At 61.0% G+C, this 15,809-nt stretch carries 13 protein-coding genes, 1 tRNA gene and 4 pseudogenes; 5 read left to right on the top strand and 13 right to left on the bottom strand.

Annotated features, from left to right (window positions below):
• From MXB90_RS03445 to MXB90_RS03420, 6 genes and pseudogenes are all read right to left on the bottom strand, one after another.
• Positions 1-571, bottom strand: a pseudogene (locus tag MXB90_RS03445) (transposase); the annotation flags it as partial.
• A gap of 77 nt (positions 572-648) precedes the next feature.
• Positions 649-1,511, bottom strand: a pseudogene (locus MXB90_RS03440) (IS3 family transposase); the annotation flags it as partial.
• A 258-nt stretch (positions 1,512-1,769) separates the two neighbouring features.
• The gene (locus MXB90_RS03435; RefSeq protein ID WP_250041088.1) at positions 1,770-2,312 is read right to left on the bottom strand and encodes a hypothetical protein; all 543 of its coding nucleotides are present in this window, start codon (positions 2,310-2,312) and stop codon (positions 1,770-1,772) included.
• 19 nt (positions 2,313-2,331) lie between these two features.
• Entirely contained in the window at positions 2,332-2,814 is a 483-nt protein-coding gene (locus MXB90_RS03430) for a hypothetical protein (RefSeq protein ID WP_250041086.1), read from the bottom strand.
• Positions 2,815-2,921: 107 nt separating this feature from the next.
• On the bottom strand, positions 2,922-3,341 hold the full coding sequence (locus tag MXB90_RS03425; protein WP_250041084.1) for a hypothetical protein: 420 nt from the start codon (positions 3,339-3,341) through the stop codon (positions 2,922-2,924).
• A 33-nt stretch (positions 3,342-3,374) separates the two neighbouring features.
• Positions 3,375-3,755 carry an Arm DNA-binding domain-containing protein gene (locus MXB90_RS03420; protein ID WP_250041082.1) on the bottom strand — a complete coding sequence of 127 codons (381 nt, stop codon included), beginning with the start codon at positions 3,753-3,755 and terminating at the stop codon, positions 3,375-3,377.
• A 234-nt stretch (positions 3,756-3,989) separates the two neighbouring features.
• On the opposite strand from MXB90_RS03420, the gene MXB90_RS03415 reads away from it, so the two are divergent.
• From MXB90_RS03415 to MXB90_RS03405, 3 genes and pseudogenes are all read left to right on the top strand, one after another.
• Positions 3,990-5,780, top strand: a complete 1,791-nt coding sequence (locus tag MXB90_RS03415; RefSeq protein WP_250041080.1) for an AAA family ATPase — start codon at positions 3,990-3,992, stop codon at positions 5,778-5,780.
• The gene (locus MXB90_RS03410; RefSeq protein ID WP_250041070.1) at positions 5,777-7,129 is read left to right on the top strand and encodes an McrC family protein; all 1,353 of its coding nucleotides are present in this window, start codon (positions 5,777-5,779) and stop codon (positions 7,127-7,129) included. Before MXB90_RS03415 ends, MXB90_RS03410 begins: the two co-directional genes overlap by 4 nt.
• Positions 7,130-7,350: 221 nt before the next feature.
• Positions 7,351-8,091 (top strand): annotated as a pseudogene (locus MXB90_RS03405) (IS3 family transposase); the annotation flags it as partial.
• Between the two features lie 816 nt (positions 8,092-8,907).
• Here MXB90_RS03405 and MXB90_RS17795 read toward each other — a convergent pair.
• Positions 8,908-9,069: pseudogene (locus tag MXB90_RS17795) on the bottom strand (DUF6538 domain-containing protein); the annotation flags it as partial.
• Positions 9,070-9,233: 164 nt separating this feature from the next.
• A tRNA-Ser gene (locus tag MXB90_RS03400) sits at positions 9,234-9,323 on the bottom strand.
• Positions 9,324-9,491: 168 nt separating this feature from the next.
• Here MXB90_RS03400 and MXB90_RS03395 point away from each other — a divergent pair.
• Complete coding sequence (locus tag MXB90_RS03395; RefSeq protein ID WP_250041068.1) at positions 9,492-10,331, top strand: DUF2059 domain-containing protein; 840 nt, start codon at positions 9,492-9,494, stop codon at positions 10,329-10,331.
• A 23-nt stretch (positions 10,332-10,354) separates the two neighbouring features.
• Here MXB90_RS03395 and MXB90_RS03390 read toward each other — a convergent pair whose 3' ends face one another.
• Positions 10,355-11,101 (bottom strand): SDR family NAD(P)-dependent oxidoreductase, encoded by a 747-nt coding sequence (locus MXB90_RS03390; RefSeq protein ID WP_250041066.1) that lies wholly within the window; start codon positions 11,099-11,101, stop codon positions 10,355-10,357.
• A gap of 251 nt (positions 11,102-11,352) precedes the next feature.
• Here MXB90_RS03390 and MXB90_RS03385 point away from each other — a divergent pair, with 251 nt between their 5' ends.
• The gene (locus MXB90_RS03385) at positions 11,353-11,976 is read left to right on the top strand and encodes an outer membrane protein (RefSeq protein ID WP_250041064.1); all 624 of its coding nucleotides are present in this window, start codon (positions 11,353-11,355) and stop codon (positions 11,974-11,976) included.
• 100 nt (positions 11,977-12,076) lie between these two features.
• On the opposite strand, the gene ppk2 is transcribed toward MXB90_RS03385, so the two are convergent.
• The 4 genes from ppk2 to MXB90_RS03365 are packed head-to-tail and all read right to left on the bottom strand — an operon-like array spanning position 12,077 to position 15,755.
• Positions 12,077-12,964, bottom strand: a complete 888-nt coding sequence (gene ppk2 / locus MXB90_RS03380; RefSeq protein ID WP_250041061.1) for a polyphosphate kinase 2 — start codon at positions 12,962-12,964, stop codon at positions 12,077-12,079.
• Between the two features lie 39 nt (positions 12,965-13,003).
• Positions 13,004-13,972, bottom strand: coding sequence for an alpha/beta fold hydrolase (locus MXB90_RS03375; protein WP_250041059.1), 969 nt, complete (start codon positions 13,970-13,972; stop codon positions 13,004-13,006).
• Positions 13,947-14,867 carry a homoserine O-succinyltransferase gene (locus MXB90_RS03370; RefSeq protein ID WP_250041057.1) on the bottom strand — a complete coding sequence of 307 codons (921 nt, stop codon included), beginning with the start codon at positions 14,865-14,867 and terminating at the stop codon, positions 13,947-13,949. Before MXB90_RS03370 ends, MXB90_RS03375 begins: the two co-directional genes overlap by 26 nt.
• Before the next feature lie 27 nt (positions 14,868-14,894).
• On the bottom strand, positions 14,895-15,755 hold the full coding sequence (locus MXB90_RS03365) for an ATPase (RefSeq protein WP_250041056.1): 861 nt from the start codon (positions 15,753-15,755) through the stop codon (positions 14,895-14,897).
• Positions 15,756-15,809 lie beyond the last annotated feature (54 nt).

Here is a 15,809-nt window from a genome sequence, read left to right as displayed (position 1 = left end):
AGCCGTTTGCGCGGCTTGATCCGCAGGTTCAACTCCAGCGCGCAATAGATCCGATAGACCCGCTTGTGGTTCCAAGGATGGCCTTTCACGTTGCGCAAATGCAGGAAACACAGGCCAAACCCCCAGGTCTTGCGGGCGTCCGTCAGACCGACCAGCAGATCCGCGATCTCCTCGTTCTCGTCCTTCAGCTTCGGGCTGTAGCGATAACAGGTCTCGCTGACGCCAAAAGCACGGCAGGCCAGCGCAATGCTGACCTGGTGGCGCGCCACTGCTTTCTCGGCCATCTCGCGGCGTTGAGATGGCCGCGTCATTTTTTTCCCAAGGCCTCCTTCAGCAGATCGGCCTGCATGCTGAGGTCCGCATACATCCGCTTCAGGCGCCGGTTCTCCTCTTCAATGGCCTTCATCTGGCTGATCAGCGACGCGTCCATGCCGCCATACTTCGCCCGCCACTTGTAAAACGACGCATTGCTCATGCCATGCTCACGGCACAGCTCGGCAACCGGCATCCCGCCTTCGGCCTGCCGCAGGATCGCGAGGATCCGCGCCTCAGTGTATCTGCTTGTCTTCATTCAGAATCTCCTCGTTCATCTTGCCGAGAAAATTCTACTTATGCAGCCCCTTACTTTCGGGGGGGATTACCCTAGGGCACGCCCGCCTGCTCGCTCCAGGCCAGCATTGCGTTCGAGGTGAACTCGGTGCCGTGGTCGGAGACGATCAGGCCGGGCCTGCCGCGCCGGGCGATCAGCGCCGTCAGTTCCCGCGCCACGCGACGGCCCGAGATCGAGGTGTCCACCACGGCCGCCAAGCATTCCTTCGTGACATCGTTGATGACGTTGAAGATCCTGAACCTCCTGCCTTGGGCGAACTGGTCATGCACGAAGTCGACCGACCAGCGCGCGTTCGGCGCGGCCACCGTCAGGAGCGGCGCCCGGGTGCCCGTCGTCTTCTTCCGCCCCTACCGCTTGCGCACCGAGAGGCCTTCCTCGCGATAAAGCCGTTGGGTCTTCTTGCGGTTCACGACATGGCCCTCCCGCCTCAGCAGAACATGCAGCCGCCGGTAACCGAACCGGCGCCACTCGGACGCCAGCGCCCGCAGGCGCTCGCGCAGGTCTTGATCATCGGGGCGTCGGCCGCGGTATCGGATCGAGGTCCGGTCCGCGCCGATCACGGAACACGCCCGCCGTTCGCTCATCTCGTGGCGTTCCACGAGGATCGCGACGGTTTCGTGCCTGGCGGCGGGCGTTACCACTTTCGCGACAGGAGGTCCTTCAGCGCAGCCTGGTCGAGCAGCGACTCCGCCAAGAGCCGCTTCAACCGGGCATTCTCCTCCTCAAGCGCCTTCAGCCGCTTCGCGTCCGAGACGTCCATCCCGCCGAACTTGGCTTTCCAGGCGTAGAACGTCGCGCTGCTGATCCCGTGCCGGCGGCACAGCTCCGCTGTCTTCGCTCCCGCGTCCTGCTCCCGCAGGATGCCGATGATCTGTTCTTCCGCGAACTTCGATCGCTTCATGGTCCGGTCCTCTCCTTGGGCCGGACTCTAGCATCAGATGGAGGAGTTATCGGGGGTCACAGCAACGGGGAAAAGGGCATCACGTCTCAAACCAGACTAACGCAACAACGCGACCGCAAACCCTCCGCTACGCAATCATGCTAAACTGTTCCATGGGCCCTGATGACGGACACCCTGTTGGCTGCTCGAGGATCGCGAAACGACCGGTATCAGGCAGTTACACCGGCCTGAGCCCTTTGTTCAGGATGAACTGTGTAATTATGGGAGAGTTTCTCTCAGGGTCCCTGCCACGAAACGTCCTCCTCTCTGCAAAATGTATCCACCTGATGAGTGCAGGACCCAGTTGCCACCTTCCGCGACGCCATGAGCTACTTCAGAGGCTCCAACCACTACAGCTGCTACACCTGACCCGCCACCACTCAAACCGATCAGGTAAATTCCACCGAGCGACATCACGCCTAGAAAAATTATAGCAAAGACTTTCTTTGGGTTTCTGTAAATGTGCAACGGGATCAATAAGACAATCAGGAAGATTGACCATATAAGTCCTGCGAACAACTTCACGCGCCAGTATTTCCCTAAGGCCTTTATGCGCGTCTGCCTCGCCTCCGCCCTTATTTCCGCTTCCAAGCGGCGCCTCGAAGAGATCTCCTTTATATTCTTCAGTACAGTGTCGAGATTTCTAAATTTATAATAGAAGTACAGCCAAAACGGCCCGAAGATGATCGTAAAAATCCAAAACGCAACTATATCATCTTCATTCCCGTTGGCGTAGATTAATGCTGCAAGAGGTACAGCCACTGCAATTTGAATAAAATATTTAGCTCCCCCCGATCGAAAGGCGAAAAAAAAAGGCAAATCCAGCGTTAAGCGCGATCCATGGCTTCGAAAAAACACCTATGCTCATCTTAAATGGTTCAGGAAGCCAAATGGCCCCATACGCCACAGAGGGCGACAAGAGATCGGCAGAAAGGTGAATGCCAATAGCAGAAAATGTTATAGCGGCAGCGAGACGGTATCTTGGTGGCAGAATTAGCATCACAACAAGGGGTAATAAAATTGAGTGAGTAATGATCGACCTGTGGTGCAATATCTCGACAAACCATTGATCTACATCTGGCACCCAAGTGAGTAACGATATCGAACAAACGAGACCAAAAACTGTTAAGGTTGTTAGTATTATAATTATTGAGATTTTTTTGGTCGCAAGCCAAAACGTGTAATCAGGCTCTGGGGCTGCCTGTGGCTCATCGGATTGAGCGTCTCCAAACGCCTCAGCAACAGGTTCTTTAACCTGTTTCACTTCATTCGATCTACGTCGGCGAAGAAGAGATAGACCAGATTCTCCCATTAACCCGAAATTCTCCAAGTGGCTTGTTAGTTGACGGTTGAATTTGCCTAGAACTCGCTTCAGATCAAGTGTTTGCTCTCCAAGCGGGCATTGATGATGGGTTCGGTTGCGACACCAGGCCGCCGTGTGCGCCCGATAAGATTCGAGAACTCATTGACCGTGAGTACGTTGTTGTATCGATGCACGCTCGGGATGAGCAACGTGTTCACCGGAATGTTGACGCCTTCGGACAGGGTCGAGGGCGCGATCACCACCCGAACATTTCCGCGATCAATAGAGACCTTTAGCCGACGCGCCAGAAGGCTCGGCATCTGGCCATGATGGACAGCAATCCCATGGACCAGTAGACGATATTCGAACGACTCCTTGGTGAAATAGTCCTCTGTCGCCGCGAGGTAGTTCTGCCAATGAGGATCGTCATCGGCGACCGACCAGTAGTTGGGAAGGCGCGTTTCTGCTTCGAGCCAAGCCTCGAGCAAAGCGGCGCAATTCTCGGCGAAAGAATTTACGTTCTATGTCAGCGAGATCATCACCGTTGGCCGGGTGCCGGCAGACCGTTCAGCGGAAAGGTAGAGTGCAGCCCAAAGAGTCGGCCCCCGCAGCGATTTCTCGACGCCCAGTGTGCTGTCGACGCCGCCAGGGACGGAGGCGACCGTGCGCGCCGCGGCCACGATGGTGATGGCGCGGATGCGCGCCTGTTCGCAGGTCAGCATGGTGCTTGGGCCAAGGCTGATTCGTCGCGACCTACGCCCGGCGCGGTATTGCACGACGTATCCCTTGCGCCCGCTCGGCAGCACTCGGAGCCCAAAGCTAGGGATGTCGCTGTCCCAGACGAAGTATTCGGCGGGTTGTGCCTCTGCGGCGTCGACGATGCGCTTTGTGAGTTTGGGCATGGGAGCAGCTTCCGGGTCGTCTGGCTTCCACAGTGCGAAATGCAACGAGATGATAAACGAACACATTGATATTGAATGCGAAAAGGAAAATCAGCAAATGCCTGCGCAGGGACCGTATCGCAGGTGAGAAGTGAAATGATGGCCCTCGCGAATCAGAAGGCAGGTTCCTGTCTTCGAGCCAAACCGCTACAGTCGGCGCAAGAGTTGTGAAATCCCGATAGGAATGGAGAGACTATGGCACGCTACTCGGGACACGACGCCAGCAGGATCTATCAGGCAGCGGATGCTTTCCGTGCCAATTGCCTCCTGAACGATGGATCTCTGCTATTCCAAGACGCTTCCGTCTGGCGTCCGGATGTCTTGGACGGCATCCACAAAGCGTTTGTCGCCTCCCCCGACGAGGGCGACCGGTCCTTCATCGCGAAATTCAAAGATCAGATCAGCGATGCGGGGCAGGAGGTAATTCGTCTGGCCGCAGAGATCCTGTGCGTCTATTTCCTGTTCCCGTCCAATGTGGGCGGCGCGCGCAAGCGGCAGGTCGTGAACGAGGTCCTTGGCTGGGCTGGGGACAGTCTGTCTGAGAACCACTTGATTTCTAATGCCTTCTCCCACGGGATTGGAAGCGGCGGCCAGGGCTACAACACCCGCAGACCGTTCGAGATTGGGTTTCTGATTGATCTCGTCATTGCGTGGAAAAGGTTGCCTAAAGAGCAGCAGGTCTCGCTGGCGGCAGATCCTTGGGGTTTTCAGGAGCTAGTCGACAGCATCGAGGATGCGGAGGCCAAACAACTGCGGCACATGCTTTTGCATCTACTATTCCCGGACCAGTTCGAGCGCATCGCCAGTGGGAATCACAAGCGAAGAGTCGTCAAGGCTTTCCATGGGTTGGTTGGTTCGCAGGAGGAGGATGAAGACCGAGCGATTCTGGTTATTCGAGGAGAGCTTGGGAAGCTGCTGCCAAACAAGCAGCTTGACTTCTATTGGTCGCCTCTCGTGGAGGCGTGGTACGATGACAGCGAAGGCGTGTCCGCCGGCGCGCCTTTGGAGATCATTCAGCACAAGAAGCAGATCGTTCTCTACGGCCCCCCGGGAACTGGAAAGACATTCCGGGCCAAGAATTTGTCCGAGCGGGTCATCCGGTCTGCTGCTTTGAATCAAATGGGGCCGGCTCTGTACTTCCAGTCTCAATCAACTGTCGCTGATGCTATCAAGAAGAACGTCCATCGATTGCAGCTGCACCCGGCGTACAGCTACGAGGATTTCATTCGAGCTCTTCACATTTCGGACAGCGGCGGAACCGAATATCGAGCAGGCTATCTCCCTCAGTTAATTGACGATATTGAGCGACAGCCCCGTGCGGAGAGGCTGCCGCATGTCCTAATCCTTGACGAAATGAACCGAACCGATTTGAGCCGGATGCTCGGCGAATGTTTCTCCTTGCTGGAGGACCGAAATCAAACCATAGAACTTCCCGCTCGCGATGGAAAAGGGGCTGCGATGAAGCTGCGCATCCCCGATGATTTATTCGTAATCGGGACTATGAACCTGATCGACCAGTCTATCGAGCAGATCGACTTCGCGCTGCGCCGCCGGTTCTTGTGGTTGCCGTGCCCGTTTGACGCTGAAGCACTCATCGGTGCTGCGGAGGCTAAATGGACGGATCTGAAGTCAGGTCTGGATTGGGGTCGCATCGAACCTGACTTCCGCAAACTAGCCGCTGCGGCAGCGGTACTGAACCGGGAGATCCACGACAGCCCGCTTCTCGGCTCACAGTACGAGATTGGGCATACTTACCTGCTTGATGTGGTCGTGTTTTTGCGTAATTTTCTTGGCTCACGGCCAACGCGCAAGCACAATTACCTCTGGAACAAGAAGGGCGAAGCCCTCGAGCCAGTTGAGCAGGTATGGAACCTGTCGCTTCGCCCCTTGATCGAGCAGTACCTCGCCGGGCTGGACTCGAGCGCGCGTAATGCGGAGCTTAACAGGCTCGCGAAAGTCCTTCTCAAGCCAGAGGTGGCCGAGTGAAACTTCTCGCAAGGGATTGCTCGCCATTCACTCCACAACCAACGGCAGCGGAAGCTGCTTGGCTTCGCCGGTTGGTAACACATGTACACGCTGCAGAACTTGTCGTTCCAATCTCCGGCGAACGTGATGAGGAGGAGCCGATCGCATACTGCGCCTGGGATGGGACGTGGTGGGCAGGCCGATACGTTGGGTCGCTTTCCTTCGAGGGACACAGTCTGACCATCGAGCCGCGCTTTGGACTAGCAACGCTGCGGAACTGGCTATTCGAGGCGACGGCGGTGGTACTCACAGACTCGCCAGGGCGGCTGCAGGAAAACGAATCGTTCATTGCGCAACTTCTGGCGTTTGTTTGGGTGCGCGGATTTGTCGATGCCGCCCGGCATGGTTTGCCGGCACTCCGCCGTGACGTTGCCATAACCGGGCCGATGGTTCGTGGGCGGCTTGATGTTCCTGCGTCGCTTCGGTTGATCGCGACAGGCGGCGGTCAGGTCGTGTCTGTCCGTTCGGAGCGTTCGTTGAATCACTCTGCATCAGCTGCGATCATTGCTGCCTACGAGGTACTCCGCCGGTGGCTTGGCGTGCCGGATGAGCAATGGATGCCGGCACGCGCCAAAGAACTCATCTCAAACCTATCGTCCATTACTGGTCCTCGCCCGCAAGTGCCGACGAAGGCCCAACTCGATCGGATTCGTTACACGCCGATCACGGCGGGTTTTGCGCCCATCGCTGAACTTTCCCGGCAGATTGCAAACCGCCGAGGCCTTGCGGCCGACACTAATGGAAGTGGAGAGACGACGGGAGTTTTGCTGGATGTGGCCGAGTTGTGGGAGATGTACGTGCTCAGCATTATGCGCAAGGCCGCTGCACCGCTTGCCGTGACGCACGGTAGCCGAGAAAAGACGGCCACTAAGAAGCTAATACACAGTGACGTCACTGGTCAGGGTTTGGGCACGCTAATCCCGGATGCGATCTTGCATGAAGGAGGCAAGATTCGAGGGGTTGCTGATGCGAAATACAAGTCATTGCATCCTTCCGCCTCAGCGCCGAATGGACCACAGCGTGATGATCTTTACCAAATGACAGCATATCTCGGCCGGTTCACTGCTCCAGAGCGCAAAAACTCCTGGGGTGTATTAGTGTACCCCCATGATCCTGCGCGGCCGTCGACATCACAAGCCGAACAGTTAAGTCCTTGGAGTTTGGACGGCAGCAGGAAGATCGTCTTTATTACGCTGCCACATGTTGCATCGGATGCAGTGATCAAGCTTCGCGATTTGATCTCCCGAATGACCCGGAGCGACACGACTGGCACGCACAGACTGTATCTCGGTGAATCAAGCTTCACTTGATTGTCTTTCTCAGCGCAACGGCTAACCGTCATGTTCAGGCAATGCGGCAAGAACGAGACTTGAATCTAAACCCCTTTTAACGCGCCAAATAGCTGTGATCTGATTGACCTGCCACCGGGCTTTCATCCAGCCGCGACCGGTGACCTGCTTCCCGTTCTCTGGACCGATCCGGGTTGGGATTTTCCAGTTTAGGATTGGGCCGGTAGATGTGTCCGTCGTCGAAAGATCTGAATCCTGGTCGGATGCGCGAACTTGTTCGCGGGATGTGCAGCGATTGGGCGGTGTCGATCCGGCAGGCTTGTGGGGCCATCGGGTTCGACCGCTCGACGTTCCACTATCAATCCCGCCGCACCGATCAGGCTGCCGTGGAGAAGCGGATCCGGGAGATCTGCGAGACGCGCGTGCGGTATGGTTACCGGCGCGTTCATGTCCTGCTGGACCGTGAAGGCTGGGGTATCAACGTCAAGAAAGTCTATCGCATATACAAGGAGTTGGGCATGCAGCTGCGGCACAAGACGCCGAAGCGGCGGGTGAAGGCAAAGCTGCGCGATGACCGAGCTGTCGCCGTCGGGCCGAATGATTTCTGGGCGATGGACTTCGTGCACGACCAACTGGCGACGGGTAAGAAGCTGCGGGTCCTGACCGTGGTCGACACGTTCTCACGCCACGTGCCAGTGCTCGATGTGCGCTACAGCTACCGCGGCGAAGATGTCGTGGCAACGCTCGACAGGGTGTGCCGCACAGCGGGCTATCCCAAGACGATTCGGGTCGACCAAGGCAGCGAGTTCGTCTCGCGCGATATGGACCTCTGGGCCTATCAGCGCGGGGTGGTCCTCGACTTCTCGCGCCCGGGCAAGCCGACCGACAACGCCTTCATTGAGGCGTTCAACGGCAGGTTCCGCGCTGAATGCCTTAACCAGCACTGGTTCCTGACCCTTGCGGACGCGGCAGAAAAGTTGGAGGCTTAGCGGGATCCGCCGTTCCGAATGAGGCGTTTTCAGCTTTCGACCCTCGGCCTTGATGTCGATGTAAGGAACGGGCGTGTCCAGCACGATATGATGCGGCAGCAAGCCTGCGAGCTCCGATGGCCGCGCGCCGGTGTTGATCATCCCCAGAACAATGCCGCGGGCCTCTGGGTTCAGCCCATTGAGCGCGCCTGGCGCCAGCAGCTTTTCCTTGATCCAGTCGGTGGAGAACGGCGGGCGCGTGTTCTTCTTGCCCTCGTCAATGGCGAGGCCATCTGTGTTGAAGTGAAGTGGGATGTCCTTGGCGCGGGCCACCACCTTCAACATGCTTGTCAGGTGGATGAAGTCTTTGTTCGCGGAGTTCGGCGTCAGGCCCTCGTCCTCTATCCGGTCCCACCACCACCCGCGAAACTCGAACAGGTCGGGCGTGGTGATCTGGTCGATGGGCTTGTCACCGACCACCTTGATGAAATTCGCCACCGCCTTGATACGGGGGTTCTTCCAGCGCCGGATCTGGTCCTCGCTCTTGCCTGCCGTCTTGGGGGCCCCGACCTTCCAGAAAGCCGTCAACGCGGCCGTGACGGTCACGTCACCGGCTTCCGCGCCGCCCAGAAGGGCCTCCGCTTCCAGCAGGTCGATCTTGCCCTTCGAGTTCTTCACCGCCTCGACCCGCTCCAAGAGGTCATGCGTGGGCAGGCGGGCCACTTCCTTGGCGTGCAGGAAGCGATAGCCGCGCTTGGCCGCGAGGTTCTTGGCGGCGGCGATCCGGTCCTCGCCTTCGGCGACCGCACCCTCCAGCTTGGCCTCCCAGGCGGCGAGCATTTCTTCCCAGACCACCGGGGCTTTCTGTTTCGCTTCCACCTCTGAATCGGTGCGGAGCGAGATCCAGACGTAATCCCGTCTTTCGACATGCTGATACCGGCGCGGCACGCGCTTGCGGATGTAGAGCGAGTGGTTGCGACGAATGAGCGACATGGGCTTCATCTTCCACCCTTCCTGCGAACCCCGCAATGGGTCCGTGCAGCGAATTGAGCAGCAAAATGAGCAGCAAATTTCGGGATTCTCGCGCTCCGAACTCTCGGATTGTTTGGAAAGTAATTGTTTTTATGAGGTTTTCTTGGCGCCGCACCCAGCGAGAGTGGCGGAGAGACAGGGATTCGAACCCTGGGTCGGCGCAAACCGACAACGGTTTTCGAGACCGCCGCATTCGACCACTCTGCCACCTCTCCGCGATCAGGGGTCGTCGATGCAGCGGGATTTATAGCGGAGTTGCGGGGCTTGCAACCCCTTTTTCGCGTCGCGCGGATCGCACATCGCGGCGGGTCTGCGGGCTTGGCAATCGGGCAGGGGAAGGGTAGGTCTGAAAGGGCTGCGCAAGGGTGCGAAAGGGTCTGGTCATGCTGTCCGCTGTGCTTTCCCGAACGGTGTCGCGTTGCGGTATCCTGATGCTGGCGTTGCTGGTCCTGGCGGCCCCGGCGCGGGCCGATGCGGCGCAGATTGCACGGCTTTTGCAGACCGAGGCGTTGTTTGAAATCCTGCGCGACGAAGCTGTCGTCTATGGCGACGAACTGGCGGAGGAATTGTTTGAACAGGGGCCCGATCCGCTGTGGCGCGGGCAGGTCGCGGCGATCAATGCGCCCGACCGGCTGCGCCCGGTCTTCGAGGCGGCCTTTGCCGCGGCACTTGGCGATCTGGACCTGCGCCCGATCGAGGGGTTTCTGGGCTCGGACCTTGGTCGGCGCGTCATCACGCTGGAAATTGAAACGCGCCGCGCGCTTTTGGACCGCGACCTGGAAGAGGCGGCCCGCGCGGCCTTTGACGCGGCGCTGGACCAGGGTGACCGGCGCGCGCTGGCGGTGCGCGATTTCATCGACCGCGCCGATCTGATCGAGCCGAACGTGGCGGGCGGGCTGAATGCGAACCTGGCCTTTTATCGCGCGATGGCGGCGGGCGGGGCCTTTCCCTATGCGATTTCCGAGGCCGAGATGCTGGCCGATGTGCGCGCCCAGGAACCCGAGGTGCGCGCCGAAATGGCGCAGTGGCTGTCGGGCTATCTGTTCCTGGCCTATCACCCGCTGAGTGACGCGGAACTGGCCGCCTATGGCGATTTCAGCGCATCGGCGCCGGGGCGGGCGCTGATGGCGGCGGTTTTCGCGGGGTTCGATGCGGTTTTCGTGCAGGTGTCGCGCGATCTGGGCGCCGCCACCGCCCGGCGGCTGAGCGGGCAGGACCTGTAGGTCACCCGCCCGCCCGGCGCGGTTCAGCGCATCCGCAGCGCGCCATCCAGCCGGATCACCTCGCCGTTCAGATAGCTGGCCTGCAGGATGAAGGCCGCCAGCTCGGCATATTCCGCCGGATCGCCCAGCCGGCGCGGGAAGGTCACATCGGCGGCCAGCGCGTCCTGCACCTCTTGCGGCAGGCTTTGCAGCATCGGCGTGGCGAACAGCCCCGGCGCGATGGCGCAGACGCGGATCGCCTGACTGGCCAGATCGCGTGCAAGCGGCAGGGTCATGCCCGCGATCCCCGCCTTTGACGCGGCATAGGCGGCCTGGCCCTTCTGCCCGTCAAAGGCCGCGACCGAGGCGGTGTTTACGATGACGCCGCGTTCGGGCCCCGGATTGCGCGCCATTTCCGCCGCCGCCAGCCGGATCACGTTGAAGCTGCCGGTCAGGTTGATGTCGATCGTGCGCCGGAAGCTTTCCAGTTGATGCGGCCCTTCGCGCCCCACAACGCGTTCGGCGGTGACGATGCCCGCGCAGTTGATGACCGCGTTGATCGTGCCCATCCCGACCTTGGCCTGGGTCAGCGCGCCCGACACGCTGCCGGCATTGGTCACATCGACCGGGGCGAAATGGGCGCCGATGTCCTGGGCCAGGGCGGCGCCGCGCCGTTCGTCCCGGTCCAGAATCGTCACCTCGGCGCCGGCGGTGCGCAGATGGCGCGCGGTCGCCGCCCCAAGCCCCGATGCGCCGCCGGTCACGATGGCGCGAACCTCTGTCAGTTTCATGATCACTCCTCCCCACAAAACTTAACATATCTGTGACGCGGGCCCGCGCCACTGTCCAGAGCGCGTGGAATCGGCCAGATTTCGCCGGCTGTGATCGGGTCTGGGCAAAACCCGGCCGACCGGGCCGGGGCAGGCGGCGGGCAGGGTCGTATCGCGTGCCGCGTATCCTATATCTGGGGAACCGTTTCCCGCGTCAGGCGTTTGTCATGCAAGGGGAACGACCCTTGAAACCAAGTGGAAGGATATGGGACATGCGCAAATCTGCTGCGAAAACGATGCTGTTGGGCTTTGGCGCCGCAGGCGCGGGGCTGCTGGCCGCGATGACGCCCGCGCTGGCGGGTGGGTATACCGCGCCGGTGGTCGAGCCTGTGGTGGCCGCGCCGGCGCCCGTCGTTGTGGCGGGGCGTGACTGGACCGGGTTCTATGCCGGTGGCCAGATTGGCTATGGCGAGGCCTCGGTTGACGGGCTATCGGACGATGCCAGCGGCGCCTTTGGCGGCGTGCATGCGGGCTATCTGCATGATTTCGGCAATTGGGTGCTGGGTGGTGAACTGGCCTATTCGGGCGCCGACATCTCGCTTGATACGCCCGATGCCAGCGTCGACTCGATGCTGCTGGCCAAGCTGAAGGTCGGCGCCGACATGGGGCAGTGGCTGCTTTATGGCACCGCCGGCGCCGGGCATTACGAAGCCTCGGTCGCAGGGACGGATTATTCCGACACCGGCTATTTCGCGGGCCTGGGCGCCGATTACGCGCTCAATGACAGCTGGACCGTGGGCGCCGAGGTTCTGCGCCACTGGGCGGACGATTTCGACGGCACGGGCGTGGATGGCGACATGACGACGCTGGGCATGCGCGCCTCGTTCCGGTTCTGATCGGGCGGTCGGGTTAGGCCCGGCCCTCTGGGGCGCCCGACCGGGCGCCCCTTTGCCGCTCAGTGCCCCGGCCGCGCTGCGGATGTGACAGGATCGGGGGTCACGCGTCCCAAAGGCTGATGCTGCCTGCGATCTTTTTGTCTACCTTTCCAATGGCTTTTTCGTCTTTCTTCGCGTAATCGACGGCATTCAGAACGGTCTGGACCGCCGCGATGCGCGCGCGGGCCTTGTCATCGGCGCGGATCACCGTCCAGGGCGCATGCGCCGTGTCGGTGCGCGCCAGCGTTTCGCCGATGGCCTGGGAATAGGCATCCCATTTGCGCAACCCCTCGACATCGATCCAGCTTAGCTTCCATTGCTTCAGCGGGTCGCGTTCGCGCGCCAGAAAGCGGCGCAGCTGTTCGGCGCGGCCCACATTCAGCCACAGCTTGACCAGGGTAATGCCTTCCTCGACCAGCATCTTTTCGAAATCCGGCAGCTGGCAAAAGAAATGTTCGCGCTGCGCGGGGGTGCAGAAGCCAAAGACATGTTCGACCACGCCGCGGTTATACCAGCTGCGGTCGAACAGGGCGATTTCGCCCGCCGCCGGAAGCCAGTCAACATAGCGCTGGAAATACCACTGCGTCGCCTCGCGCTCGGTGGGTTTGGGCAGCGCCACGATATAGGCAGAGCGCGGGTTCAGGTTTTCGCGTATCCGTTCGATCGTGCCGCCCTTGCCGGCGGCATCGCGCCCCTCAAAGATCACGGCCAGCCGCTTGCCGGTGGCGCGCAGATCCCACAGCATCTTGACCAGCTCGACCTGCAGCGCCTGCATCTGCGCGGCATAGTCCTTTTTCTTCATCTCTTCGCGATAGGGATAGCCGGGCGTCAGGATGTCATCCTTGCCGGCCGTCTCGATCGCGTGGCGGATGTCGGCGGGGGCTTCGTCCTGCAGGAACCGGGTGATGTCACCGACAAAGGGGATGGCGTCGGGGGAAGGCTTGGTCATGGCGCGCTCCGGGCTGTGGTCTGCCCGGTCACTATGGCCTCAGGGCGCGCGCGATGCCAGCACGGCGCGCGCATGGGCGCGTTTGGCGGCGGCGACGATCGCATCGGGATCGGCGTGATGGGGCATGTGGCCCACGCCCTCCAGCGGGGTCAGGCGCACATCGGGCAGAACACCGGCCAGCCGTTCGGAATGGATGTAAAAGCCCACCGTGGTATCATCTGTGCCGTGGATCAGTTCAACCGGCAGGGACAGGCCGGGGTAATGCGGTTCCAGCGCCACGATTTCATCGCGCAGGCTGGCGCGCTGCAGCGCATTGGTGCGCAGGCTGACGCGGCGCAGCACCATTTCGGGGCCGAAATGGTCGGCATAATCGGCGGGCATCGGATCGGGGTCAAAGACGGCCGCAACCTCGGACATCAGATAGGCGCGCGGTGTCCAGGCGGTGATCAGCGGCACCAGCAGCGCCTGTCCGGGCAACGGCGCGGTCAGGCGGTAAAGCCAGGGCAGACCCGAAGTCCAGCCGAAAGAGGGGGCCGAGACGGGCACCAGCGCGGCCACGCTGTCGGGCGCATCCACCGCCCAGGCCAGCGCCACCGACCCGCCATAGCTGTGGCCCAGCACGACCGGCTTGTCCGCCCCCAGCATCCGCGCGGCCTGGCGCAGGTGGCGGGCCTGTTCGGTCAGCGTGCCGCCGCCGGGCAGGGGATCGGACCAGCCAAAGCCGGGCCGGTCAAAGGCGATCACCCGGAATTCGCGGCCCAGCTGTTCGACCAGACCATGGCTGAAATCCCGCAGCGATCCCGAGGCGCCGTGGATCAGCACCAGATCGGGCCCCGCGCCATGCACCAGCGCATGCACGCGCCGGCCATCGACCGTGACGAACTGCCCGCCCGGGGGATAGGCCGCCTCGGCCGCCGCCTCACGCGCGGTGGCACGCCATGCGGTGGCGCCCGCAAGCGCCGTCGCCGCCAGAAAAATCGAACTAAAGACCAATCTTCTCAAGCTCATAGGACGTTGTCTGATAAATCTCATTGACCCAGTTGCCATACAGAAGATGCGCATGGCTGCGCCAGCGGTTGGACGGGGTCCGGCTGGGATCGTCGTCGGGGTAGTAATTCACCGGCACGGCGATCGCCTTGCCCGAGGCCACGTCGCGGTCATATTCCTCTTTCAGCGTGCCACTGTCGTATTCGAAATGGTTGAACACATAGAGCGCGCGGTGGCAGGCATCCTCGACCAGGCAGGGGCCAACTTCATCCGAGGCCAGCAGCGTCGTCAGACCCGCAGCCTCGATCTCGGGCTGGCGCATCTCGGTCCAGCGGCTGACGGGGATCAGCAGGTCATCGGAAAAGCCGCGCAGATAGGGCGAGGCGGGCGCGCAGTTGCGGTGGCGGAAGCAGCCGAAGGCCTTGTGATCCAGGATGTGCTTTTGCACGCCGTGGAAGTGATAGGCCATCGCCATGCCCCCCCAGCACACGCCAAAGGTGGAATGCACATGGCTTTGCGTCCAGTCGAAGATGCGGGTCAGTTCATCCCAATAGGTGACCTCTTCGAAGGGAAGTTGCTCGACCGGCGCGCCGGTGATGATCAGGCCATCGAATTTCTCGCCCGAGGCCTCGACCTCGGTGAAGGGGCGGTAGAAGGCCTCCATATGTTCGGCGGCGGTGTTGCGGGTCTGATGTTCGCTCATGCGGATCAGCTGAAAGTCGATCTGCAGGGGCGTCGCGCCGATCAGCCGGGCGAACTGGTTTTCCGTCTGGATCTTTTTCGGCATCAGATTCAGCAACCCGATGCGGATCGGGCGGATGTCCTGCATCGCCGCGCGCCCCGGGCTCATCACCATGACGCCTTCCTTCGAGAGGATCTCGAAAGCGGGCAGCGTCTCGGGCAGGGTGATGGGCATGGTCGTTCTCCGGTCGGTCAGCAGGCGTCAGCGCGCGGCAAGCGCATCCGCGATCAGCGATGTAAAGTCTTTCACGTCGCGGACAAGGGCCACATCCTCGGCCCGCACGCGAATGCCCCAGTTGCGCGCCATCGCGGCATAGCGCGGCTGGCGGTGGGCCAGCGCCTGGGAATAGGTCCAGCGCACGAAATCGTCGGGGTTGACCTCATCTTCCTTCAGGCCGCGGTCCACCCGGTATTCCACCCATTTGCGTTCCAGGAACTGGGGTTGGTAATACATCGGCTTGGGCGCGCGGTCGAAGCGGCGGATCAGTTCCTCGGTATGGGCCTCGGACCCTTCGATCCAGACCATCAGCAGGTTCGCGGACAATTCGCGCAGGATCGGATCGGCGGGATCCTCGGGGTCGACGACCTCACAGATGGACCCGCCGGAATCGCAGACGAAATGCGGGATGGAATAGATATCCTCGGCCCGTTCGATGAAATGGGTCGTGTCCATCAGCGTGGCCTTTTCCGCGACCCGGTGCTGGTTCTGGCGCTTCATGTATTCGTCAAAGGGCAGGCCGCCGCGCGCCTGGCTGCCGGGCTTGCCCATATAGGTCGACAGCGGCGCCAGATTGTCGAAGGTGATGTTCGACGCGATATAGACCGAGTCCGACAGCAGCAATTCGCGCAGGAAGGGGTTCTTCATCGCCTCGCGCTTGAAGTTGTCGGCGATGTATTCGCCCATGTAGCGCGTGCCGATGCGGTAATCGACCGAATAGTGGAACCATTCGCCCGACCCGCGCAGCATCGATGCCAGATAGGTCTTGCCCAGACCCGACATGCCGAACAGCAACACCCGCTTGCGCGCGGCCGCCAGCCATTCGTTCCGGTTGGAATAGATCATCGCGCCCATCCTTGCCCGCACAATACGGGGCTGGCACCGCCCGGGCCGCCCCTT

Origin of the sequence: Phaeovulum molybdatiresistens, from assembly GCF_023544865.1 — a bacterium.
Taxonomy (GTDB): Bacteria; Pseudomonadota; Alphaproteobacteria; order Rhodobacterales; family Rhodobacteraceae; genus Pontitalea.
Note: the sequence above shows the minus strand (reverse complement) of the source record. Positions and strands in the feature narration are given on the sequence as shown.